Here is a 22,301-nt window from a genome sequence, read left to right on the forward strand (position 1 = left end):
TTTCACCATCCCCCTGGCAACGGCCTTCCTTCCGCGAATCCAGCGGCGGACTGAATGCCGAGCACAGCCTTGTCGTGGAATTCCTCCAGCGAGTTCGCACCGGCATACGTGCAGGCCGAACGAACGCCGGACGTTATCGCATCGAGCAGGTCCTCCACGCTCGGGCGCACCGGGTCCAACTTCATTTTCGAGGTCGAGATGCCTTCTTCGAACAACCCCTTCTTGGCCCGGTCGAACGCGTTGTCGCTGCGCGTCCGCGCCGTCACAGCGCGCTTCGACGCCATTCCGAAGGATTCTTTGTAGAGGTTCCCGCGCTCATCGCGTTGCAGATCCCCAGGCGACTCGTAGGTCCCCGCGAACCAGCTGCCGACCATCACGCTGCTGGCCCCTGCGGCCAACGCCAGCGCCACGTCGCGTGGGTGCCGCACGCCACCGTCGGCCCACACGTGCTTGCCGAGCCTGCGTGCCTCGGCCGAGCACTCCGCGACGGCGCTGAACTGCGGCCGCCCCACGCCGGTCATCATCCGCGTGGTGCACATCGCGCCGGGGCCGACACCGACCTTGATGATGTCCGCGCCGGCCTCGACGAGGTCCCGCACGCCCTCCGCGGTGACGACGTTGCCCGCCGCGACCGGCACGCTCGGGTTCGCTTCCTTCACGGCCTTGAGCGCCGCGATCATCTTCTCCTGATGCCCGTGCGCCGTGTCCACGACCAGCACGTCCACGCCGGCCTTGATCAACGCTTCGGCCTTGGCCCGCACGTCCCCGTTGACCCCGACCGCGGCCGCGACCCGCAGCTTGCCGTCGTCGTCCTTGGCTGGCTGGTAGACCTCGGCCCTGAGCGCCGTCAACTCGGTCAGCACGCCCTTCAACCGGAGCGAGTCGTCCACGCCCAACGCGATCTTGTGCGCGCTGTGGTGCAGCTCGTCGAACACGTCCTGGGGCCGCGAGTCGAGCGACAGCTTCAGCACGTCGGTGTTCATGACGTCGCCAAGGCGCGCGAACCGGTCCACGCCCGTGAGCGCGGCCTCGTCGACAACGCCAAGAGGCCGCCCACCGTCGTCCACGATGACAACCGCGCCGTGCGCCCGCTTGTGCAACAGGTTCCAGGCGTCCGCCACCGCGTCACGCGTCATGAGCGTCAACGGCGTGTCCCAGACGGGATGCCGCTCCTTGACCCACGCGATGATCTCCGCGACGGCCTCGGTGGGCACGTCCTGCGGGATGACGACAAGTCCGCCCCGCCGCGCGATGGTCTCCGCCATCCGCCGCCCGGCCACGGCCGTCATGTTCGCGACGACGATGGGGATCGTGGCCCCGGTGCCGTCCGAGGTGGAGAGGTCGACGCCGAACCGGGACTCCACGGCACTGCGGCCGGGAACGAGGAAGACGTCGTCGTAGGTCAGGTCGTAAGAGGGTCGATGCCCTTCGATGAACCGCACGTGCTTCCACGATACGCGCCGTGTCTCACTTGGGCAGCGGGTCTCACTTGGACAGGCGCGTCACGGCTTCCAGACGTAGCCGGTGGTCGTCGTCACCACGACGAACCCGAGGCGTTCCAGGATCGGCCTGCTGTCCTCTGAGGCGTCGACCTGCAGGTACTTCACACCTCGTTCGAGCGCGACGCGCGCACGGTGCGCCACGAGAGCGCGGTAGATGCCCTTGCCCCGCCACCGCTCAAGCGTGCCACCACCCCAGAGACCGCCGAACTCGGTGCCCGGCACGATCTCCAGCCGCGCGGACGACACGACCTGACCGTCTGCCTCCGCGATCACGACGACCGTGTTCGGGTCGTCCTTCTTCTCCAGCAGGTAGTCGGCGAGCCAGCTGCTGTCGCGCTCGAACACCTCCGTGGCCGTGGCTGCGAGCCGATGCAGGTCGGCCTCGTCCCTGGTCTCGCGCAGGACGATCCGCTCGTCGAGGTGGACCGGCCCCGCCATCTCCTCGGCGAGCCCGACGAGCACGGTCTCGCGGCCCTCGGAGACGAACCCGGCCGCCTCCAGCCGTCGCGGCAGGTCAGCAGGCCTGTCATGACCCCAGGTCTTCCACTCGACGGCCTGCCCGCGGGCGGCGAAGAAGTCGCGCTGACGTGCGATCACGGCGTCCAGTTCGGTGCCGGCGAGGCGGAGGTCGGGCGGGCCCGAGACGAAACCGCGGCGGTGGTCCCAGGCGACCCGGAACACCTCCGCGTCCTGCACGGCGTCGGGATACGCCTCCCACTCGGCGGAGCGGGCCTGGGTGTCGAATGCGCTGAGCAGCGCGGAAGCGTCGGTCACTGGCTTGACGCTATTGCCGGGCGCCGGTGGCCGCACGCGATTTTCGAACCAGAACCGCCCGAGCGCGAGCACGCTGACCGGCCACTTCTCGGTGAGCACGCGCCGCAGGACGGGGTGCCCGGAACCGGTGATGCGGGGCAGCCACTCTCCCGGTTCTCCGGCGAACGTCACCGGGGCGCCGTAGACCTCCGGCCAGGGCTCGACCACGTTGAGCAGGAGGCCTTGGGCGGGCACACCGCGCCAGCCGTTCTCCAGCTCGGAGGCGACCTCGCTTCCTTCGTCGAGCTCAACGACGACCCAGACCTCGACCCGCACCGTTTCTCCGGTGTCGAGGCTGATCGGCAGGACCACGCGGATCGTGATGCCGAAGTCCTGCACGCCGAGGACCCGCCCGTCGTACCAGCTCACCGTCGCGCCGCGATCCAGCTCCGTCCACTGCGCGAAGTCGTCCGGCTCGGCGTAGACGCGGCCGAACTCCCGGTTCTCCCCCATGCCGCCACGCTAGCGGCGGTCAGGCATCACGAGCATCGACGACGGCTCGGTGCGGCCACGTCTCGTCCAGCGCCCCGCAGACGCCGAGCGTCACGACCGCGCTGCCTGCGGAGAAGCCGGCTCAGTCGCCTTGATTCGGTTGTGCGGCAGGCAGAAGGGCCCTCACCTCCTCGATGGTCGTCGCCTCCGACGGGTCCTTGTCCGGGCGGTAGCGCACGACGCGGGCGAACCGCAGCGCGACGCCACCGGGATAGCGCGGCGAGACCTGCACGCCGTCCAGCTCGATCTCGATCACCAGCTCGGGGCGGACCATGACCACCCAGTCGTTCTGCTCGGCGGCGATCTCCTGCAGGGCCTTGGTCTGCCACTTCAGCAGTTCGTCGGTGAGGCCCTTGAAGGTCTTGCCGACCATCACGGGCGGGCCGCCGTCCGGGTCGCGGGCGCCAAGATGCAGGTTCGAGAGCCAGCCGCGGCGGCGGCCGCTGCCCCACTCGACGCCGAGCACGACCAGGTCGAGCGTGTGCACCGGCTTCACCTTCTGCCAGGCCTTGCCGCGGCGGCCTGCCGCGTAGGGCGAGGCCAGCGACTTCACCATCACGCCCTCGTGGCCCGCGGACAGCGATGCCGTGACGACGGTCGCCGCCTCCTCCGGCGACGGGTCCAGCACGCCGGAAATGACGTGCTCGCCCGCCACCTGCCGCAGTGCGGCGAGGCGGTCGCGCAGCGGCTCGTCGAGCAGGTCCTTGCCGTCGAGGTGCAGGCAGTCGAAGAAGTACGGGTGCAGCAGCAGCTCGCGTTCGTCCTGCGCGCCGAACCTGCTCATCGTCTCCTGGAACGGGCGGGGTCTGCCCTCGTCGGTCAGCGCCAGCGTCTCGCCGTCGAGCACCACCGACGTGCACGGCAGGCCGCGCACGAGTTCGACGAGCTCCGGCACCGTCTTGGTGATCTCGCGCAACGTGCGCGTGTAGACGTGGATCTCGTCACCGGAGCGGTGCACCTGGATGCGCGCGCCGTCGAGCTTGTGCTCCACCACGACGCTGCCCAGCTCGGTCAGCGCCTCGTCCAGCGACTCCGCGGGCGAGGCCAACATTGGCCGCAGGGGGCGCCCGACCTCCAGCCGGAACGCCTCCAGGGCCGGTGCGCCGCCGTCCAGCGCGGCCACCGCCGTCTCGGGTAAGCGGCCGGACAGCATGAACGCGCGCCGCACCGTCTCGCCCGGCACGTCCGCCGCGGAGGCGATCGCGTCGAGCATCACGCCCTCCAGCGCGCCCTGGCGGAGCTCGCCGGTGAGCAACCGGCGCAAGAAGTCCTGCTCAGCCTCGGTCGACCGCCCGAACAACGCGGTCAACAGGTCGATCCGGCGCTGCGCCGAGCCCTTGCCGGACGTCGCGGCCACCTCGGCGAGCGCGGCGTCGACCTCGGCGATCGTCAGTCCGGCACGCGCGACCGGAGGCACGGCCAGGTCGACGACGGTGCGCCAGCCCGCACCGATGCGACCCTGCCGCGGAGTGCCTATGAGGAACGACACCACCGCGACCACCACATCCGCCGTCGCCGCGCGCAGCAACGCGGACAGCGCCTTGACCTTGGCCAGGCGCGACCGGGTCGCCGCGACGGCGGCTGACGTGTCGACCACTTCGGAGAGAAGCACGTGTTCAATGGTGCACGCTGGCACTGACAATTTCTGGAGGCGCGGGCTAGGCTGCCCCGCCAACCGTTCTACCTGGGGGTTTACCGAACCATGAACGCTTTCAAGATCGTCGCAGCCGCCCTGCTGTTCGCCGCCGCCGCGGTGACGACGCTCAGCGCGGCCGGCGACGGCACCGACCGCGAGCACATCATGAGCGACCCTCGCGAGCACATCATGGGCACCGACCGCGAGCACATCCTCTAGGCCACGGCGACATCGGCGATCTCCCTGACCGCCTCGCGCAGGCGGTCAGGGGTGAGCGCCGCGTAACCGAGCACCAAACCGGGCCACATGGGCGTGCGCGTGTACTGCGCCAACGCCCAGACGTGCACGCCTCGCTCCGCAAGCCTGCTCTTCAACGCGAGGTCGTCCGTCCCGTCAGGCATGCGCAACACGACGTGCAGACCAGCCGCAACACCGATGGGCTGCCATGCGGGCAGATGCTCCGCAACGGCTTCCAGCAGCGCGTCCCGCCGCTTCCGATAGAGCGCGCGCGTACGGCGCAGATGCCGGTCATAGCCACCCGTCCGCAACAGGTGCGCAAACGCGGCCTGCGGGATCGTGGCGGTGCCCATGTCGTTGTACTGCTTGCGTTGCACGATGCCTTCGCGCAGCCGTTCCGGCACCACGAGCCATCCGAGGCGCAACGCGGGAGCCAGCACCTTGCTCGTCGTGCCCTGGTACACCACGTGCTCGGGCGCGAGGGCCTGCAACGCCCCCAGGGCCGGCCGGTCGTACCGGTGCTCGGCGTCGTAGTCGTCCTCGATGATCAACGCGTCCCGCTCGCGCGCCCAGTCGACGAGCGCCCGCCGCCGTTCCGGATGCAGCACCACGCCCAGCGGAAACTGGTGTGCCGCGGTGACCAGCACCGCTTTGCAGTCCGTTTTGGACAGAAGGTCGACCCGGATGCCCTTGTCGTCCACCGGAACCGGCACGGTGTCGAGTCCGTGCGACCGCAGCATGTTCTCGCCGCCGAAGTGGCTGGGTTCCTCGATCGCGATGCTGCCGTTCACCATCCGGGCGGTGAGCTGCAACCCGTCCGCCGCGCCGTTGGTGATCACCGCGTCCTTCGCGACGACCGCCCGCACCCGCGAGAGGTAGTCGACGATCTCCTTGCGCAGCCCCACAAAACCGGCCGGGTCGGGATAGGCGAGGTCCTCGTCGGGGAGCTCGGCGAGCGCTGAGCGGTGAGCCGCCACCCACTCGGCGCGGGGAAACGCTCCCAGCGCGGGCAGGCCGGGCCGCATGTTGTACCGCCACCGCGGCGGCGGCTCCGGCACGCCGCACACGCCGGCCGGTCCGAGGCTCGCGACCGTCGTCCCCGACCCGCGCCGGCTGGTGAGATACCCCTCCGCGACGAGCTGCGTGTACGCCGACGTCACCGTCCCGCGCGCCACGTCCAGCTGAGCGGCCAGGTCCCTGCTCGACGGCAGCCGCGTGCCCGGCAGAAGCCGCCCGTCCCGGATCGCCCGGCGCAGTTCGACCTCCACCCCGCGCCGCCGCTGATGCCCCGGCAACAGCAGCTCGCGAAAAGTGGTCCAGTTCGTAGCCATCGAAGTGGAGCTTAAACCTGGACCAGTTCAGCGCAAGGGTGGTGAGCATGAAACTCGGGGTGGCCGCGGGAGCGACAGCGGCAACGATCGTCGGAGCGTCCGTTCCGATCACGGGAATGCTGGAGGGCTACCCGGTCCTGACCGGCCAGGCCATGCGCTACGCCCTCGGCGCGGCCGTGTTGCTGCTGGTGGCACGCCGTCTGCCGATGCCGTCGTGGCGTGACATCCCGCCGCTGCTCGGTGTGGTCGTCACGGGCATGCTTGGCTTCAACGCCGTGCTCATCGCCGCCCAGCAGTACGCGGAACCGGGCTTCGTCGCCGCCGTCATGGGCGGCGCCCCCATCGCACTGGCACTGCTCTCCCGCCAACGAACCGCATCGGCCGTAGTGGGCGCCGTGGTGGTGGCGGCAGGCATCGTGCTGTTGTCCGGCGGCGGCTCGTGGCACGGCCCGGGCCTTGCGCTCGCATTGATCACGATGGCCGGCGAGGTCTGCTTCACCTTGTTCGCCGTGGGAGTCGTACGGCGCCTTGGCGTGCTCGGCGTGGCCACCTGGACGTGCATCCTGGCGACGGTGATCGGCGCGGTGCTCGGCACGTTCGTCGGCGGCTGGCAGATGCCGAACGCCAGGCAGGGCTTCTCTCTCGCGCTGCTGGCCGTGGTGGTGACCGCGCTGGCCTTCGGACTCTGGTACTTCGCCGTGAACCGCCTGGGTTCCGACCGCGCGGGAGTGCTCATCGGCCTGATGCCGGTCTCCGGTCTGGCAACGTCCGTACTGCTCGGCGCACAGGAACTCACACTCGTGTCCGTCGCCGGTGTCACCACGGTCGCACTCGGGTGCGTCATCGGGCTCCGGAGGGGAACGCACGAACCAACTGGAACACACGAACCAACGGAAGCCCACCACACACACGACGCGGGCCGGGTACCCCCAAATTCAACAATAGCGAACGGGTCTGACACTCCCGCGCAAGTCGTTGTGCCGTAAGAATCTTCAGGAGTTCGCGACCACGACGGCCATCTGCCGGACGATCGCCCGGGACTCGCCGGGCTCAGCGAGAACCCGGTCGAAGATCTCCCGCTGCTCCGCTGTGAACCGCCCGCGCTCGATCAAGGCGACGGCAAGGCTGTGCACGTCGATGTCCTCGGAGTCGCCCTTCGAGTACCAGACCCACACGGCGTGAAGGGCGGCCTCGCGCGGTGCGCCGTACCAGTGCGAAGGCCGGTTCGGGTTGGGCGCGGACGGGTGCGGCACCCGATAGCCCAACTGCTTGGCCCTTCGCCGGAGCACGCCATAAGCGTGCAGTTCGGCCTGCCAGGCGGCATAGCTGGCGGTCAGCAGGTCCATCGCCCGCGGCAGCGCGACCGGATCGCGAGTGAAGTCACCTGCCACGCAACGAAGAAAGCTCAACGACGCGTGGAACCCGATCGGCCTGTAGCGGTTCAGGCAGTAGCACAACGCCGTCACACGACGGCCCAACGGGAGCGAGTCGTCGAGGACTTTCCTCTTGTCACTGGAAAAGCTCACGAGCTGATCTTCGCGAGCCAGGAAGCCGCTTCGTCGGCGGGCAGCACGCGAGTGATGTCGACGAGGGGCGTCATCATCGGGTAGAGACGACCCGTGTTCCACGACCGCTGGTACGGCGGCGGGCCCAGCACGACGACCCGGCGGCCCTCGAACAGCGGGATGCCGGACGGACGGCCCTCGTTCCAGATCGTGTCGCCGAAGCCGTCGGAGAGCTCGAACTGGCCGCGGATGCCGCCCTCGGGCTGGAGGTCCGGGCCCACCGACGCCGCCTCGACCCAGGAGTCCAGCGGCGGTTCGCCGGGCACGTGCTCGGGGACCAGGCGGTACGCGAGCAGCGTGTGGAGCTGGAAGTTGTCGCCGAGGCCGCCGATCGTCACCTCGAAACCGGTGCCACTGGGCCGATGCAGCACCAACAGCGGTTCGAGGTCCACGACCATCAGCAGGCCGTACAGCCACGAATCGGTTGGCACCGCGGCAAGAAGGCGCTCGCGGTACGGCAGGCCGGCACGGACGTCCTCGTCCTGCAGGGGCAGCAGAAGAGCGCGCTCCCAGGCCTCGCCGTCGCCGCGTTCGAAAGCTTCCACCACGCGCAGAACCAACGGCTCCAACGCATCGCACGCGCCGATGTAGAACAGCAGGTTGCCGAGCAACTCGTTGACCTGAACGTCCGGCGACGAAGACAGGACCAGGGCCGCCGCCGACATCTCGTCGGGCGAACGGCCCTGGGCCTCGTTGATGAACGTTTCGAACGCGCCCGGCTCGTCCTGGACGACCGCTTCCGCGACCGACGTCAGATCCACACGCAGGAGGTTAGGCCAGATCAGGCCCCTGCGAGCGGAGATCGTCAACCTTCGACATGGCGTCACGCAGTTCGTCGAGCCACGTGTCCGCGTGCTCGCCGACCAGGCGCACGGCCCATGCCAGAGCGTCTGCCCGTGAGCGGGCCACGCCAGCGGCTACCAGCGTGTCGAGCACCTGCCGTTCCGGCTGACGCAGGCGCGTCATGACCGGCACGGCCAGGTGCGTGAAGAGTTCGCGCGTGCCGCCCTGCACGGCACCCCACGCGACCTTGCGTCCGTAGCGGTGCTCGGCCTGGCGGGCGATCTCGATGCGTTCCTCGCGGGTGTCCTCACGCCAGCGCGAGATGCGGCCCGACTCGGCCGCGGCGCGCGAGGCGTCGTCGAACTCGCCCTCCAGCGCGGGCAGCGTACCGACGACCGTGATCTCCTCGCGGTCGATGATCACCTCGGGCGCGCCGGTGAACCACGCGTCCGGGAGCCTTCCCGCGAACCACGCCGCCGCGTCGTCGGCCGAGGGCAGGTCAGCCTGCTGCCACCCGCCTCGTCCTCGCCATCCACGTCCCATTACGACCAACCCCTGATTACTTGATTACGTTGTAACCGACGTTACGCCTGCAATCAGGTGGTGGTGTTCGCCGTCAGCGAAGTGACCAGGGCATCTACCGATACGACAGGCCTGTCGCACACGTAGCCACGGCACACGTAGGCCGCAGGGCCTTCGTCGACCAACGGCCGGTCTTCGAGCAATGGCACGGACGAGGGCTCACCGGCCACGACGACGCCGCCTCCCGGCACATGAGCCACCGCCGCAGCCCACAGCGACGCACGGCGCGAGTCGTCGGCACCTACTACGGCCACCTGCAACGGGCCGGCCACCAACGCCTCGGCGACGGTCAGCCAGTGGCCGGCGAACCGGGGTGCCCGCGCGGCCAGCAGACCGGCCCGCGTGACGGCGTCCGACGCGGCGGTGAAGTACAGCGACGAACGATCGGCGCCCGCCAGCAGGGACGCCGTCGCCAGGGCCGAGGCCAGCGAGGACGCACCGGAAGGCGACGCGTTGTCGGTCGAGTCGGCGGGACGGCGAACCAGCGTCTCGGCGTCGTCGGCGGTGTCGTAGTAGGCACCAGGTGAGTCAGGAACGGCGAACCGCGAGAGCGCGGTGTCCAGCAGGCCGCACGCCAGATCGAGCCACCTGATCGAGCCGGTGACCTGGTGCAACACCAGCAGGCCGTCGGCGAGGCAGCCGTAGTCCTCCAGCACGCCGAACGACGGCCCCGCCACGCCGTCGCGAGAGGTCCGCAACAGCCTGCCCTCGACCACGTGCACCGAGGCCAGCAACGACGCCGCCTCCGAGGCCGCCATGATCCACGACGGCTCACCGAAGAACGCGCCCGCCTCGGCCAGCGCGGCGATCGCCATGCCGTTCCAGGAGGCGATCACCTTGTCGTCCCGGCCGGGCTGCGGCCTTCCGGCGCGCACCGCCAGCAGCGCGGCCCGCACCTCCTCCCCCGGCTCGGACACGAACCGCAGCGTCGACCTGCCGTCCTCGAAGTTCGGCTCGGGGGTCACGCCGAACGCGGCCGCCGCGTCGCCCAGTTCCTCGAACGACCACACGTAGGTCAGACCCTCGACGCCCTCGGCGTCGGCGTCGAGCGAGGCCGCGAACCCGCCCTCGGCCGTGCGCAGATCCCGCAGCAGGAACGAAGCCGTGTCGCGCGCGACCCGCTCGTAGCGTTCAGAACGCGTCACCCGCGTCAGGTGCGTGTAGAAGCGGAGCAGCAAAGCGTTGTCGTACAACATCTTCTCGAAGTGCGGCACGACCCACGACGCGTCGACGCTGTACCGCGCGAACCCGCCGCCCAGCTGGTCGTACAGGCCGCCGTCGGCCATCGCGTCGGCCGTCGCGGTCGCCATCGAGACGGCCTCGACCGAGCCGGTGCGTTCGTGGTGGCGCAGCAGGAACTCCAGCGCCATCGACGGCGGGAACTTCGGCGCGCCACCGAATCCGCCGTGGCGCCGGTCGAACTCGCCGAGCAACGACACCACGGCGCCGGCCAGCGCGTCCGAGTCCACAGCGGACGGAGGCAGCGGTGCCGCGTGGCGCGAAATCTCCTCCACCACAGCGGAGGCGGACTCCAGGATCTCGCCCGGCCGTTCCGCCCACGTCGCCGACACGGCCTCGATGAGCTGCGTGAACGACGGCATGCCCGGCCGCGGCGACGGCGGGTAGTAGGTGCCCGAGTGGAACGGCCGCGCATCGGGCGTGAGGAACACCGTCATCGGCCATCCGCCCTGGCCGGTCATGGCCTGCGTGACCTCCATGTACACGGCGTCGACATCCGGGCGTTCCTCGCGATCCACCTTCACCGACACGAAGTGCGCGTTCAGGAAGGCCGCGACCTCCGCGTCCTCGAAGGACTCGTGCGCCATCACGTGACACCAGTGGCAGGCCGCGTAGCCGATGGACAGCAGCACCGGCACGTTGCGCCGTCGTGCCTCCTCGAACGCCTCCGCGGACCACGGCCACCAGTCGACCGGGTTGTCCGCGTGCTGCAGCAGGTAAGGGCTGGTCGCGTCCGCAAGCCGGTTAGTCATGCGAACCACACTAAATGAGCAGCGCAGAGGCCGAATCTCGATCAGACTCAGGCTCGTGTTGCTCACCATGACCACGACTCACCAGCCGGCGACCGATCTCGGCCACCTGCTGCACAAGCATCCCGACCGGGCTCAGTCCTTCACGACGAACTCGGGCATCGCGCACGTCTTCTACCCGAAGGCGACGAACGAGGAATGCACGGTCGCCCTCCTGCTGGAGGTCGACCCCATCGCGCTCGTGCGAGGTCCTGGCAGCACGCTCACCCAATACGTCAACGACAGGCCGTACGCGGCCGGGTCGTTGCTCACGGTCGCGCTCGGCAGCGTGTTCCGCACGGCCATGAACGGCCGCAGCGAGAGCTACCCCGAGCTCGCCGCGACGCCGATTCCGCTGGTCGTCCGCATTCCCGCGCTGCCGCACCGGCTCGCGGACCGGTTGTTCACGCCACTGGGCTGGGACGTCACGGTCTCCGGGCACGGCGATTCGCGCTTCGGCGATGTGACGCTGACCGGCACGGTGAAGCTCAGTGACGCGCTGAAGCACCTCTACGTGCTGCTGCCCGTGCTCGACGGCGGCAAGCACTACTGGGTCGCGGCCGACGAGGTCGACAAGCTGCTCAAGGCCGGTGACGGCTGGCTGGCGACGCACCCGGACAAGGAGCTGATCACCACTCGGTACCTGGCGCGCAAGCGGCCGTTGATCACCTCTGCGCTGGAACGCCTCGCGGACGTCGACGAGGTCGAGCCGGAGGAGCTGGACAACGCGCTGGCCGAACCGAAGATCTCCCTTGCCGTGCAACGCAAAGAGGCCGTGATCGAGGCCTTGAAGGACGCGCGGGCCAAGCGCGTGCTCGACCTCGGTTGCGGTGGGGGTGCGTTGCTGCGCGCGCTCGTCAACGAGCCCGAGTTCACCGAGATCCACGGTGTCGACGTGTCCGCGAAGGCGTTGCAGGAGGCCGCGCGCAAGCTGCACCTGGACCGCATGGGCGACCGTCAGCGCGAGCGGATCACGTTGCGGCAGTCGGCTTTGACGTACGCCGACACCGAACTGGCCGGCTACGACGCGGCGGTGCTGATGGAGGTCGTCGAGCACGTCGACCCGTCGCGCCTGCCCGCGCTGGAGCACTCGGTCTTCACCGTGGCGCGGCCGGCGACCGTGCTGGTGACGACGCCGAACGTCGAGTACAACGTGCTGTTCGACACGTTGCCGGAAGGGCAGATGCGGCACTCCGACCACCGTTTCGAATGGACTCGGGCGGAGTTCGCGGCGTGGGCGGACGGCGTCGCGGAACGACGTGGCTACACCGTGCGGTACGTGCCGATCGGGCCGGAGGACGCCGAACGCGGCGCGCCGACCCAGATGGCCGTGTTCAGCCTGGGAGATGTGAGCTGATGGAGCTGAAGATCCCTGACCTGTGTCTGGTCGTGCTGGTCGGCGCCTCCGGTTCCGGCAAGTCCACGTTCGCGCGCAAGCACTTCCTGCCCACGCAGGTGCTGTCGAGCGACTACTTCCGCGGGCTCGTGTCCGACGACGAGAACGACCAGTCGGCGTCCGCAGCGGCGTTCGACGTGCTGCACTACGTGGCGTCGAAGCGGCTGGAGGCCGGGCGCGTCACCGTGATCGACGCGACCAACGTGCAGGCGCCGGACCGCGCCAAGCTGATCGAGGTCGCGAAGAAGGCGAACGTGCTGCCGGTCGCGATCGTCCTCGACACTCCGACCGAGGTGTGCCTGGCGCGCAACGCACAGCGTCCCGACCGCGACTTCGGCGCGCACGTCGTGAAGCGGCACCGGTCGGCGTTGCGGCGCTCGTTGAAGTTCCTCGGCAAGGAGGGCTTCAAGCGCGTCCACGTGCTGCGGTCCGAGTCCGATGTGGACAATTCGACGATCGTGTACGAGCGCCTGCTCAACAACCTCAGGCACGAGACCGGGCCGTTCGACGTGTTCGGTGACGTGCACGGCTGCCGCGCGGAGCTGGAGGAGCTGCTGGTCGAGCTCGGGTACGTCCTGGTTCGGGACGACGAGGGCCGTGCCGTGGACGCGGTGCCGCCCGGCGACCGCAAGGCCGTGTTCGTCGGCGACCTGGTGGACCGCGGGCCGGACACCCCGGGCGTGCTGCGCCTGGTCATGGGCATGGTCGCGGCCGGACACGCCTTGAGCGTGCGCGGAAACCACGAGGAAAAGCTCGTGCGGGCGATGCGCGGGCACAAGGTGACGGTCCGGCACGGGCTGGAGAAGTCGCTGGAGCAGCTCGCGCACGAGTCGGAGGAGTTCCGCCTGGCCGCGACGAGGTTCTGCGACGGCCTGGTCGCGCATTACGTGCTGGACGGCGGAAACCTCGTCGTCGCGCACGCCGGCCTGCCCGAGCGCTACCACGGCCGTGCGTCCGCGAAGGTGCGCAGTTTCGCTTTGTACGGTGACACGACCGGCGAGACCGACGCGCACGGGATGCCGGTGCGCCTGCCGTGGGCGAACGACTACCGCGGTGCGGCGATGGTGCTGTACGGCCACGTTCTGGTGCCCGAGGCCGAGTGGATCAACAACACCATGTGCCTCGAAACGGGTGTGGTGTTCGGCGGGAAGCTGACGGCGTTGCGCTACCCGGAGAGGGAAACCGTCTCCGTGAAGGCACATCAGGTCTGGTACGAGAGCGACGCGCCGTTCCCGCCGAAGGCCGTCGAGCGCGCGCCGGACGTGCTGGCGCTCACCGACGTCACCGGTCTGCGCCGGATCGACACGGCGCTGATCGGTGCCGTGACGATCCGGGCGGAGCAGTCGGCTTCGGCGCTGGAGGTCATGAGCCGGTTCGCGATCGACCCGCACGACCTGCTGTACCTGCCGCCGACGATGGCGCCGGTGGCGACCTCGCAGCGCGACGACGTGCTGGAGCACCCGTCGGAGGCGTTCGCCGACTACCTCGCGGCCGGTGTCACGCAGGTGATCTGCGAGGAGAAGCACATGGGCTCGCGTGCGGTGTTGTTGGTGCGCAAGGAAGGTGGTGCGATCTACACGCGCACCGGGCGTGCGTTCTTCGACGGCGCGCTGGGCACCGAACTGCTGGACCGCGTGCGTTCGGCGTGCTCCGGCCTGTTCGACGAGTTCGCCACGGACTGGCTGCTCCTCGACGCCGAGCTGATGCCGTGGAACGCCAAGGCCTCCGGGCTGATCCGCGAGCAGTACGCGGCGGTCGGGGCGGCGGCGAACGGCGCTCTGCCGGTAGCGGTCGACGCGCTGGCAGCGGCTGTGGCACGCGGTGTCGACGTCGGCGACCTGCTCGGGCGCACGGCACAGCGCGCCTCGAACGCGGAGGCCTACAGCGCCGCGTACGAGCGGTACTGCTGGCCCACCGACGGGCTGGAGGGCGTGCGCATCGCGCCGTTCCAGCTGCTCGCAGCCGAGGGACAGACGTTCCACGACCGTTCGCACCTGTGGCACCTGGAGACGCTGGCGAAGCTGGAGGGGCCGTTGTTCCAGCGGACCCGGCACCTCGTGGTGGACACGAGCGACCCCGAGCAGGTGGCCGCGGGCATCAGCTGGTGGGAGGAGCTGACCGCGGACGGCGGTGAGGGCATGGTCGTGAAGCCGCTGGCGAACCTCGGCGGACGCGTGCAGCCGGGTGTGAAGGTGCGCGGGCGCGAGTATCTGCGGATCATCTACGGCCCGGACTACACGACGCCGTCGAACCTGTCACGGCTGCGCAAGCGCTCGCTCGGCCGCAAGCGTGGTCTCGCTCTGCGCGAGTACGTCCTGGGCATCGAGGCCTTGGAACGTCTCGTGCGCGGCGAACCGTTGTGGCGCGTGCACGAGTGCGTCTTCGGCGTGCTCGCGCTGGAGTCGGAACCGGTGGACCCACGACTGTGATCCTCGAAGCCGTGATCGGGTCGCACGCCTACGGGCTGGCGACACCCGAGTCCGATGTGGACAGACGGGGTGTGTTCGTCGCGCCCACGGAGGCGTTCTGGCGCCTGGAGAAGCCGCCGACGTCGGTCGAGGGCCCGTCTCCTGAGCAGCTCAGCTGGGAGGTCGAGCACTTCTGCCGGCTGGGCCTGAAGTCGAACCCGACGGTGCTCGAGACGCTGGTGAGCCCGCTGGTGGAGATCAGCACGCCGATGGGAGAGGAGCTGCGGGACCTGTTGCCCGCGTTCCTCTCCCGCTACGCCGTGCGAGCGTTCACGCGCGCGACGGAGATGCAGCTGTCGCGCGCGGGTCGCAACCTCAAGCCGAAGCAGCTCATGCACGTCGTGCGGCTGCGCTTGGTGGGCCTGAACCTGCTTCGCACCGGCCGCTACGACATCGCCGCGGACCGCTCGTTGCTCGCGATCCGCGACGGCTCGATGGCGTGGGACGACGCCGTGGCGTGGGCGCACCGGCTCGGCGACGAGATCGCGTGCGTGGAAGGCCCACTACCGGAAGATCCGGACAGGGCGCGGGTGGAGGACTGGTTGGTATCGGTGCGCAGGAGGATGTTGTGAGCTACCAGGTACCTGACCTGAGCGAGGTGGTCGCCGAGCAGTCGCACGGCCTGCTGTTCGCGACCGTCTCGGGCGCGCACCTGTACGGCTTCCCGTCGCGGGACTCGGACGTGGATCTGCGCGGCGTGCACGTCCTGCCGCTCGCGGAGATCCTGGGCCTGCGGCATGGCCCGGAGACCAAGGAACGGATGTGGGTGCGCGACGGCGTCGAGATCGACCTGGTCACGCACGACGTGCAGAAGTTCTGCCGCCTGCTGACCCGCCCCAACGGCTACGTGCTGGAACAGCTGCTCTCACCGCTGGTCGTGCACACCACGGACGCGCACCGCAAGCTGGCCGACCTCGCCGCGGGATGCCTGACCTCACGGCACGGGCACCACTACCGCGGATTCGCCGCGACGCAATGGCGGCTGTTCGAGAAGACCGCCGAGATCAAGCCGCTGCTCTACACGTTCCGCGCGCTGCTGACCGGCGTGCACCTGCTGCGCACCGGCGAGGTGAACGCGCACCTGCCGACGTTGATCGAGAAGCTGGACGGCCCGGACTACCTGCCGGGCCTCATCGAGGCCAAGATCCTCGGCGAGCACCGGGCACTGGCCGGGGTGCCGGGGCGACCCGCTCCCGAACGGCTGGAGGCGGACCTCACGCACTGGCAGGAGGAGTTGCGGCAGGCGCGGGAGACCAGCGATCTGCCGGTGGAGCCGCCGACCTTCGACGAGGTCCACGACTTCGTGGTCTCGACTCGGCTGGGCTGACTTCAGGTCGATCGCGCTCGGCTTGCCCACCTCCGCTCGCCTGACTCGACTGGCCAGGTCCCAGCAGCTCGGCTTGGCTGGCTTCGCGTCGGCCTCGCTCGCCTGAATCAGCTTGGCCGAGGTGGGCCGGCCTGGCCTGACTGAGCTGGCCTGACTGAGCTGGCCTGGACGGGCCCGGCTGAGCTGGCCTGGTCGAGCTCACCTGTCCTGACCCTCGCCCCCGCGCTTCCTCCTCTTGCGGAACGAAGGAAACACGATTTGCGTTCCCGCCAATCCACAAGCTAGCGCGCTCAAGCATCTCCGCAGGTCAGCAAGTCAAAACCTGTGGACAACTCGCGATCATGAAGATTCGAGCGAGTCGTTCGCCCCGCGGTCCGCGAGGTCAGTCCTTCTTCTTCGAAGCCTTCGCAGCCTTGGAAGAAGCCGACGACTCGTCCGCGGACTCAGAAGGCTCCGCGGCAGGCGCGGCACCCTCGGCGGGCTCGTCGAACGACGCCGGCAAGCCCTTGATGTGCTTGTTCATCGACTTGACGAGGAAGAAGACCGCGATGAAGAAGACGATCAGCAGGACGAGGCCGACCGGGGAGGACTTGCCGAAGTCCTCGCCCTGGCCGCCCTTGTCGTTGCCGTCGTTCGTGTTCGACGGCTGCACGGCGACCAGCGCCACCGTGCTGCCGAGGGAGAAGTCTGGGGAAAGCACCCCTAGACCTTAACTCCGGCGAACAGGTCGTTCTCCGGCAGAGTCGAGTCCACCTGCGACCGCACGAGCTCGTACTCCTCGGTCGGCCAGATCTCGCGCTGCAGCTCCATCGGAATGGCGAACCAGCGACTGGTCGGGTCGATCTGGGTGGCGTGGGCCTTGAGCGCCTCGTCGCGGACGTCGAAGTAGTCCGCGCACTCGACCTGGGTGGTCACGCGGTCCATCACGTCCGGGCGGTCGGTGCTCCAGTTCGCGAGCCACTCGGTGTACGGCGACTCGATGCCGCGCGCTTCCATCGCCTCGTGGAACGCGACGATCTTGGCGCGCGAGAAGCCGTGGCCGTAGTAGACCTTCTGCGGCTCCCACGCCTCACCCAGTTCCGGCTGGTACGAGGCGTCGGCGGCGGCGTCGAGGGCCGCCATCGAGATCTCGTGCGTGCGGATGTGGTCCGGGTGCGGGTAGCCGCCGTTCTCGTCGTACGTCACCACGACGTGCGGGCGGAAGTCGCGGATGGCCTCCACCAGGGACGGCACCGACTCCTCCAGCGGCACGAGGGCGAAGCACCCCTCCGGCAGCGGCGGCAGCGGGTCACCCTCGGGCAGGCCCGAGTCCTTGAAGCCCAGCCAGCGGTGCTGGATGCCGAGGATCTTGGCCGCGCGGGCCATCTCCTCGCGGCGGACCTCGATGATGTTCTCGAGCACGTCCGGCCTGTCCATCGCCGGGTTGAGGATGCTGCCCGCACCACCGTCGGTACAGGTCACGACCATCACGTCGTGCCCTTCCGCGATGTAGCGAGCCATCGAGGCCGCGCCCTTGCTCGACTCGTCGTCGGGATGTGCGTGCACTGCCATAAGGCGCAGCTTTTCGGCCATGACCCCCGTGGTCCTCCTGTGTGAACGGTCCTGCGACACTCATCAACTGAACGCCGGGCACCATTGTTCCCCACAGGCTCAGGAGGGCGCGGACAAGTGGCACAGCGCGTGCTCCCCGAGGGGCGCTACAGCAAACAGAGCCGCAAGCCGCTGGCCAAGTGGACGCGGTGGGCGTTACTCGCTGTAGCCGTCGCGGTGGGTGCCCTGATCGCCTTCGTCGGTTACCGAAATCTCGGCACTAAACCGATCGAAGCCAAGCAGACCGCGTTCATCCTCCTCAACGACGACCAGGTGAAGGTCAGTTTCGAGGTTTCCCGCGATCAACCTGAGCGCGCTGCCGTCTGCATCATTCGGGCCCGGTCCAAAGACGGGGACGAAGCGGGTAGACGCGAAGTTCTGGTGCCGCCGGGAAATGACGTCGTCGTAGAGACAACAGTTCTCCGCACCTCGAAGCCGCCGGTCACCGGCGAGGTGTTCGGGTGCTCCTACCAGGTTCCCGCCTACTTGTCCACGAGCTAGCGGCCAAGCGGGTGATCTGCGGTTTAAACGGCGAGATGGGGAACAAATCGCCGTCGCTGAACGTTGTCTCCGTGTTACTATTGCCGCTCAAGCACGGCCCCGGCGCGGGCCGTGTTTTTCCGTTCCGGGCCAGCGGCCCGGGAACTATCTGGTGACACGTGTGCACCAGAGCAAGACGAGGAGTTGGTGACCGTGAGCGACACCCAGGTGACCTGGCTGACCCAGGAGGCCTACGACCGGCTCAAGGCTGAGCTGGACGAACTTATCGCGTACCGCCCGGTCATGGCTGCCGAGATCAACGCTCGTCGCGAAGAGGGCGACCTCCGCGAGAACGGCGGCTACCACGCGGCTCGCGAGGAGCAGGGCAAGCAGGAGGCGCGCATCCGCCAGCTGCACGAACTGCTCCAGGCCGCCAAGGTCGGCGAGGCTCCCACCACCAAGGGTGTCGCAGCGCCGGGCACGGTGCTCACGATCCGCTACGAAGGCGACGACGAGGCGGAAACCTTCTTGCTGGCGACTCGCGAGGAGGGCGCGCACGGCGAGATGGAGGTCTACTCCCCGCTTTCGCCGCTCGGAAAGGCGCTCAACGGCGCGAAGGACGGCGAGACCGTGTCCTACGAGCTGCCGAACGGCAAGCAGCAGAAGGTCACGCTGATCTCCGCGGTTCCTTACCAGGCGTAGTCACGCCACAAAAACGTGCGAAGGGGCGGTCACCTCGGTGGCCGCCCCTTCACGCGTTCCAGAAGCGGCCGCACGCGTGGAGGCACTGGCGTTGACAAAGCAATAGAGGTCGACAAACGACGAACGTGAGGCACGTCGACAATGTGATCGACCACGCGTTGCAGATCCGCATTCGATCTCGCGACCATTCTCACGAACAGATCGCCTTGGCCCGTAGTCGCGTGCACCTCGCACACCTCGCTGATCGCGGCCAGCCCTTCACACACTTCGGCACGGCGCCCCTGCGCGATCTCCACCGTCGCGAACGCCGTCAGCCCGTAGCCCATCGCGCCGAGGTCGAGCGCCGGCGGGAACCCGGTGAGCACGCCTCGCTCGACCAGCCTGTCGAGCCGGGCCTGCACGGTTCCCCGCGCGACGCCCAGCCGGCGGGAGCATTCGAGGACGCCCAGACGGGGCTCGTCCGTCAAGAGCAGGAGCAGCTTCGCGTCCAGTTCGTCCACGGGCTGGTCAGAGTGCTCACTCTGCTGATCCAAGAGCATAGATCACTATACAAACTGTCCTGTGAAATCGCTGACTGTTGCTCATCCTGCTAGGTCGAATCATGCTGATGAACATGACGCAGCAGCTTGACGACGTGAGCTACGACCAGCTCCGGCAGCTCGTGGGGTTGGTCGACTACGACGCGACCAAGGACCCCTTCCCCGTGCGCTCCATGGACGCCGTGGTGTTCGTCGCGGGCAACGCCACGCAGACCGCGTGGCTCTACCAGGTGGCGTTCGGCATGGAGCTCGTGGCCTACGCGGGCCCCGAGACCGGCCAGCGCACCCACAAGTCGTTCGTGCTGAAGTCGGGCTCGGCCCGCTTCGTGATCAACGGCGGCGTCACGCCCGGTTCCGACCTCCTCGACCACCACCGCCGCCACGGTGACGGCGTCGTGGACCTCGCACTGGAGGTCGGCGACGTCGACCAGTGCATCAAGCACGCCCGCGAGCAGGGCGCGACCGTCCTCGAAGAGCCGCACGACGTGTCCGACGAACACGGCACCGTGCGCCTCGCCGCGATCGCGACGTACGGCGAGACCCGCCACACGCTCGTCGACCGTTCGAAGTACGACGGCCCCTACCTGCCCGGCTACGTGGCGCGCAGCTCGTCCGTGAAGCGTCCGGAAGGCGCCCCGAAGCGCCTGTTCCAGGCCGTCGACCACTGCGTCGGCAACGTCGAGCTCGGCAAGATGGACTACTGGGTCGAGTGGTACAACCGCGTCATGGGCTTCGTGAACATGGCGGAGTTCATCGGCGACGACATCGCCACGGACTACTCGGCGCTCATGTCGAAGGTCGTCTCCAACGGCAACCACCGGGTCAAGTTCCCGCTGAACGAGCCTGCGATCGCGAAGAAGAAGTCGCAGATCGACGAGTACCTGGAGTTCTACGAGGGCGCGGGCGTGCAGCACATCGCGCTGGCGACCAACGACATCATCAAGACCGTCACGGCCATGCGCGACGCGGGCGTCGAGTTCCTCGAAACGCCGGACTCCTACTACGACGACCCGGCGCTGCGTGCGCGCATCGGCGAGGTCCGCGTTCCCATCGAGGTCCTGAAGGAACACCGCATCCTGGTCGACCGCGACGAGGACGGCTACCTGCTGCAGATCTTCACGAAGCCGATCGGCGACCGCCCGACCGTCTTCTACGAACTGATCGAGCGGCACGGCTCGCTGGGCTTCGGCAAGGGCAACTTCAAGGCCCTTTTCGAGGCGATCGAGCGCGAACAGGAGCGACGCGGCAACCTCTGACGCCGATACCCCGGTAGGCTGCCTTACGGGGGACTCACATCGGGTGGAGGTGGCATGGCATTCGCGCGACGCGTGGCCGCGGTGATTCCGCTGGTCGGAGCCGTGACCACGGCTGTGGCACTGACCGGCGCGGCGTTCTTGACCGTGGCGCACGCAGGCTGTGACGAGGCCGGCCGCTTCGTCCGCACCGGCGACGCGATCCAGTTCGTCGGCGGCTGTGTGAACGGTGCCGACCTACCGTCGGCTCCGACAGCCGAGGCCGAGAACGTGGACAGGTTCGGCGGCTCGAAGAAGCCGTAGAAGCAGCACGCGGGGGCCTTTCGTACTCTCATGGAGTACGAAAGGCCCCCGCGTGCGTTTCAGGAAGCTCAGCCCAGGGCTTCGAGCAGGTCAGCCACCAGGTCGTCACCGGACTCGATGCCCACCGACACCCGAACCAGGTCCGCCGGCACCTCCAGCAACGACCCGGAGGTAGACGCGTGCGTCATCTTCCCGGGGTGCTCGATCAGCGACTCGACGCCACCCAGCGACTCGGCCAGCAGGAACAGCTTGGTCCGGGCACAAACCTCCAGAGCCGCCTCCTCGCCACCGTCGACGATGAACGACACCATCCCGCCGAACCGGCTCATCTGCTTGGCCGCGACGGAGTGGCCGGGGTGCGACTCCAGGCCGGGGTAGATGACCTTCTTCACGCGAGGGTGCCGGGTCAGGGCCTCGGCGACGAGCTCGGCGTTGTCGGAGTGCTTCTCCATCCGCAGCTGCAGCGTCTTGATCCCGCGCAACGTCAGGTAGGCGTCGAACGGCCCGGGAACAGCCCCGGCACCGTTCTGCAGGAACCCGAACGCCGCGTCGACCTCCTCGTCAGAGGTGATCAGGGCACCGCCCACGACGTCGGAGTGACCGCCGACGTACTTGGTGGTCGAATGCAGCACGACGTCCGCACCGAGCTCCAGCGGCGTCTGCAGGGCAGGCGAGGCGAAGGTGTTGTCCACGACCAGCTTGGCGCCGGACTCGTGCGCGACCGAGGCGATGGCGGCGATGTCGCCGATGTTCAGCAAGGGGTTCGTGGGCGTCTCGATCCACACGAGCTTCGTCTCGGGACGAATCGCGGCGCGGATCGCGTCCACGTCGGACACGGGCGCCGGCGAGTGGGTGACGCCCCACTGCGAGAAGACCTTGTCGATCAGCCGGAACGTGCCGCCGTAGGCGTCGTTCGGGATGACGATGTGGTCGCCGGGCTTGAGGAACGTGCGCAGCGCCGCGTCGGTCGCACCCATGCCGGAGGAGAACGCACGGCCGTAGCGGCCGCGTTCGAGCGACGCGAGGCACGTCTCCAGTGCGCGGCGGGTCGGGTTGCCGGTGCGCGAGTACTCGAAGCCCTCACGCAGGCCTCCGACGCCGTCCTGGGCGTACGTCGAGGTCGCGTAGATGGGCACGTTCACCGCACCCGTGGTCGGGTCCGGGTCCTGACCGGCGTGGATCGCCCTGGTGGCGAAGCCGTATGGGGTGCTCATGTTCGAAGGGTACTCACCCATCTGGCCGCCGACCGCAAGTGTCCAAGCAGTGAAAACAGAC

General features: G+C 68.8%; 22 protein-coding genes. 10 read left to right on the plus strand and 12 right to left on the minus strand.

From position 1 onward, the window contains the following. Nucleotides 1-2: 2 nt before the first annotated feature. The 3 genes from ACIRG5_RS29800 to ACIRG5_RS29810 form a co-directional block, all read right to left on the minus strand. On the minus strand, nt 3-1,442 hold the full coding sequence (locus tag ACIRG5_RS29800; RefSeq protein WP_402910527.1) for a GuaB1 family IMP dehydrogenase-related protein: 1,440 nt from the start codon (nt 1,440-1,442) through the stop codon (nt 3-5). Nucleotides 1,443-1,502: 60 nt separating this feature from the next. Continuing rightward, nucleotides 1,503-2,768, minus strand: coding sequence for a GNAT family N-acetyltransferase (locus ACIRG5_RS29805; RefSeq protein WP_402910529.1), 1,266 nt, complete (start codon nt 2,766-2,768; stop codon nt 1,503-1,505). Nucleotides 2,769-2,889: 121 nt separating this feature from the next. Further along, a complete protein-coding gene (locus ACIRG5_RS29810; RefSeq protein ID WP_402910532.1) occupies nt 2,890-4,419 on the minus strand; it encodes an ATP-dependent DNA ligase in 1,530 nt (509 codons plus the stop codon). Between the two features lie 90 nt (nt 4,420-4,509). Between ACIRG5_RS29810 and ACIRG5_RS29815 the strand changes: the two genes are divergently transcribed. Beyond that, complete coding sequence (locus ACIRG5_RS29815; protein WP_402910534.1) at nt 4,510-4,662, plus strand: hypothetical protein; 153 nt, start codon at nt 4,510-4,512, stop codon at nt 4,660-4,662. On the opposite strand, the gene ACIRG5_RS29820 is transcribed toward ACIRG5_RS29815, so the two are convergent. Continuing rightward, the gene (locus tag ACIRG5_RS29820) at nt 4,659-6,011 is read right to left on the minus strand and encodes a PLP-dependent aminotransferase family protein (protein WP_402910536.1); all 1,353 of its coding nucleotides are present in this window, start codon (nt 6,009-6,011) and stop codon (nt 4,659-4,661) included. The genes ACIRG5_RS29815 and ACIRG5_RS29820 overlap by 4 nt on opposite strands. A gap of 47 nt (nt 6,012-6,058) precedes the next feature. On the opposite strand from ACIRG5_RS29820, the gene ACIRG5_RS29825 reads away from it, so the two are divergent. Then, the gene (locus ACIRG5_RS29825) at nt 6,059-6,997 is read left to right on the plus strand and encodes a DMT family transporter (protein WP_402910538.1); all 939 of its coding nucleotides are present in this window, start codon (nt 6,059-6,061) and stop codon (nt 6,995-6,997) included. A gap of 6 nt (nt 6,998-7,003) precedes the next feature. Here the strand turns inward: ACIRG5_RS29825 and ACIRG5_RS29830 are convergent, their stop codons facing one another. From ACIRG5_RS29830 to ACIRG5_RS29845, 4 genes are read right to left on the minus strand one after another with little or no spacing between them, the layout of a single operon-like run. Next, the gene (locus tag ACIRG5_RS29830; RefSeq protein ID WP_402910540.1) at nt 7,004-7,537 is read right to left on the minus strand and encodes a hypothetical protein; all 534 of its coding nucleotides are present in this window, start codon (nt 7,535-7,537) and stop codon (nt 7,004-7,006) included. Continuing rightward, a complete protein-coding gene (locus ACIRG5_RS29835) occupies nt 7,534-8,337 on the minus strand; it encodes a hypothetical protein (protein ID WP_402910542.1) in 804 nt (267 codons plus the stop codon). Before ACIRG5_RS29835 ends, ACIRG5_RS29830 begins: the two co-directional genes overlap by 4 nt. Before the next feature lie 10 nt (nt 8,338-8,347). Next, a complete protein-coding gene (locus ACIRG5_RS29840; protein WP_402910545.1) occupies nt 8,348-8,902 on the minus strand; it encodes a hypothetical protein in 555 nt (184 codons plus the stop codon). 53 nt (nt 8,903-8,955) lie between these two features. Next, nucleotides 8,956-10,932: a thioredoxin domain-containing protein gene (locus ACIRG5_RS29845; RefSeq protein ID WP_402910547.1), complete on the minus strand. Its 1,977-nt coding sequence runs from the start codon at nt 10,930-10,932 to the stop codon at nt 8,956-8,958. A 55-nt stretch (nt 10,933-10,987) separates the two neighbouring features. On the opposite strand from ACIRG5_RS29845, the gene ACIRG5_RS29850 reads away from it, so the two are divergent. Genes ACIRG5_RS29850 through ACIRG5_RS29865 form a run of 4 tightly spaced genes read left to right on the plus strand, consistent with a single transcriptional unit; the run spans nt 10,988 to nt 16,159 of the window. After that, complete coding sequence (locus tag ACIRG5_RS29850; protein WP_402910549.1) at nt 10,988-12,325, plus strand: 3' terminal RNA ribose 2'-O-methyltransferase Hen1; 1,338 nt, start codon at nt 10,988-10,990, stop codon at nt 12,323-12,325. Continuing rightward, the gene (locus ACIRG5_RS29855) at nt 12,325-14,793 is read left to right on the plus strand and encodes a polynucleotide kinase-phosphatase (RefSeq protein WP_402910551.1); all 2,469 of its coding nucleotides are present in this window, start codon (nt 12,325-12,327) and stop codon (nt 14,791-14,793) included. Before ACIRG5_RS29850 ends, ACIRG5_RS29855 begins: the two co-directional genes overlap by 1 nt. After that, a complete protein-coding gene (locus tag ACIRG5_RS29860) occupies nt 14,790-15,404 on the plus strand; it encodes a DNA polymerase beta superfamily protein (RefSeq protein WP_402910553.1) in 615 nt (204 codons plus the stop codon). The genes ACIRG5_RS29855 and ACIRG5_RS29860 overlap by 4 nt, the downstream gene beginning before the upstream one ends. Then, nucleotides 15,401-16,159 (plus strand): DNA polymerase beta superfamily protein, encoded by a 759-nt coding sequence (locus ACIRG5_RS29865; protein ID WP_402910555.1) that lies wholly within the window; start codon nt 15,401-15,403, stop codon nt 16,157-16,159. The genes ACIRG5_RS29860 and ACIRG5_RS29865 overlap by 4 nt, the downstream gene beginning before the upstream one ends. Before the next feature lie 382 nt (nt 16,160-16,541). Here ACIRG5_RS29865 and ACIRG5_RS29870 read toward each other — a convergent pair whose 3' ends face one another. Both ACIRG5_RS29870 and mca read right to left on the minus strand, forming a co-directional pair. Continuing rightward, a complete protein-coding gene (locus tag ACIRG5_RS29870) occupies nt 16,542-16,859 on the minus strand; it encodes a hypothetical protein (protein ID WP_402910557.1) in 318 nt (105 codons plus the stop codon). Nucleotides 16,860-16,861: 2 nt separating this feature from the next. Next, nucleotides 16,862-17,731, minus strand: a complete 870-nt coding sequence (gene mca / locus ACIRG5_RS29875; protein ID WP_319980303.1) for a mycothiol conjugate amidase Mca — start codon at nt 17,729-17,731, stop codon at nt 16,862-16,864. A 96-nt stretch (nt 17,732-17,827) separates the two neighbouring features. On the opposite strand from mca, the gene ACIRG5_RS29880 reads away from it, so the two are divergent. Together ACIRG5_RS29880 and greA are read left to right on the plus strand one after the other, a co-directional pair. Continuing rightward, nucleotides 17,828-18,250, plus strand: a complete 423-nt coding sequence (locus tag ACIRG5_RS29880; RefSeq protein WP_360037976.1) for a DUF4307 domain-containing protein — start codon at nt 17,828-17,830, stop codon at nt 18,248-18,250. Between the two features lie 186 nt (nt 18,251-18,436). Then, nucleotides 18,437-18,931 (plus strand): transcription elongation factor GreA, encoded by a 495-nt coding sequence (gene greA / locus ACIRG5_RS29885; RefSeq protein WP_177320718.1) that lies wholly within the window; start codon nt 18,437-18,439, stop codon nt 18,929-18,931. Between the two features lie 29 nt (nt 18,932-18,960). Here greA and ACIRG5_RS29890 read toward each other — a convergent pair whose 3' ends face one another. After that, the gene (locus ACIRG5_RS29890) at nt 18,961-19,470 is read right to left on the minus strand and encodes an Lrp/AsnC family transcriptional regulator (protein WP_402910561.1); all 510 of its coding nucleotides are present in this window, start codon (nt 19,468-19,470) and stop codon (nt 18,961-18,963) included. 74 nt (nt 19,471-19,544) lie between these two features. On the opposite strand from ACIRG5_RS29890, the gene hppD reads away from it, so the two are divergent. Both hppD and ACIRG5_RS29900 read left to right on the plus strand, forming a co-directional pair. Then, the gene (hppD, locus tag ACIRG5_RS29895; protein WP_402910564.1) at nt 19,545-20,726 is read left to right on the plus strand and encodes a 4-hydroxyphenylpyruvate dioxygenase; all 1,182 of its coding nucleotides are present in this window, start codon (nt 19,545-19,547) and stop codon (nt 20,724-20,726) included. Between the two features lie 54 nt (nt 20,727-20,780). Next, nucleotides 20,781-21,026, plus strand: coding sequence for a hypothetical protein (locus ACIRG5_RS29900; protein WP_093602603.1), 246 nt, complete (start codon nt 20,781-20,783; stop codon nt 21,024-21,026). Nucleotides 21,027-21,094: 68 nt separating this feature from the next. On the opposite strand, the gene ACIRG5_RS29905 is transcribed toward ACIRG5_RS29900, so the two are convergent. Next, a complete protein-coding gene (locus tag ACIRG5_RS29905) occupies nt 21,095-22,240 on the minus strand; it encodes a cystathionine gamma-synthase (protein WP_402910568.1) in 1,146 nt (381 codons plus the stop codon). Between the last annotated feature and the right edge of the window lie 61 nt (nt 22,241-22,301).

Origin of the sequence: Lentzea sp. NPDC102401 (assembly GCF_044765805.1) — a bacterium.
Taxonomy (GTDB): Bacteria; Actinomycetota; Actinomycetes; order Mycobacteriales; family Pseudonocardiaceae; genus Lentzea; species Lentzea sokolovensis.

What these genes read in the sequence shown, in the direction of transcription:
- ACIRG5_RS29805 (WP_402910529.1), bottom strand. Translation starts at nt 2,768, where the DNA reads ATGGGGGAGAACCGGGAGTTCGGCCGCGTCTACGCCGAGCCGGACGAC.
- ACIRG5_RS29815 (WP_402910534.1), top strand. Translation starts at nt 4,510, where the DNA reads ATGAACGCTTTCAAGATCGTCGCAGCCGCCCTGCTGTTCGCCGCCGCC.
- ACIRG5_RS29820 (WP_402910536.1), bottom strand. Translation starts at nt 6,011, where the DNA reads ATGGCTACGAACTGGACCACTTTTCGCGAGCTGCTGTTGCCGGGGCAT.
- ACIRG5_RS29825 (WP_402910538.1), top strand. Translation starts at nt 6,059, where the DNA reads ATGAAACTCGGGGTGGCCGCGGGAGCGACAGCGGCAACGATCGTCGGA.
- ACIRG5_RS29840 (WP_402910545.1), bottom strand. Translation starts at nt 8,902, where the DNA reads ATGGGACGTGGATGGCGAGGACGAGGCGGGTGGCAGCAGGCTGACCTG.
- ACIRG5_RS29845 (WP_402910547.1), bottom strand. Translation starts at nt 10,932, where the DNA reads ATGACTAACCGGCTTGCGGACGCGACCAGCCCTTACCTGCTGCAGCAC.
- ACIRG5_RS29855 (WP_402910551.1), top strand. Translation starts at nt 12,325, where the DNA reads ATGGAGCTGAAGATCCCTGACCTGTGTCTGGTCGTGCTGGTCGGCGCC.
- mca (WP_319980303.1), bottom strand. Translation starts at nt 17,731, where the DNA reads ATGGCCGAAAAGCTGCGCCTTATGGCAGTGCACGCACATCCCGACGAC.
- ACIRG5_RS29890 (WP_402910561.1), bottom strand. Translation starts at nt 19,470, where the DNA reads ATGCTCTTGGATCAGCAGAGTGAGCACTCTGACCAGCCCGTGGACGAA.
- hppD (WP_402910564.1), top strand. Translation starts at nt 19,545, where the DNA reads ATGACGCAGCAGCTTGACGACGTGAGCTACGACCAGCTCCGGCAGCTC.
- ACIRG5_RS29900 (WP_093602603.1), top strand. Translation starts at nt 20,781, where the DNA reads ATGGCATTCGCGCGACGCGTGGCCGCGGTGATTCCGCTGGTCGGAGCC.
- ACIRG5_RS29905 (WP_402910568.1), bottom strand. Translation starts at nt 22,240, where the DNA reads ATGAGCACCCCATACGGCTTCGCCACCAGGGCGATCCACGCCGGTCAG.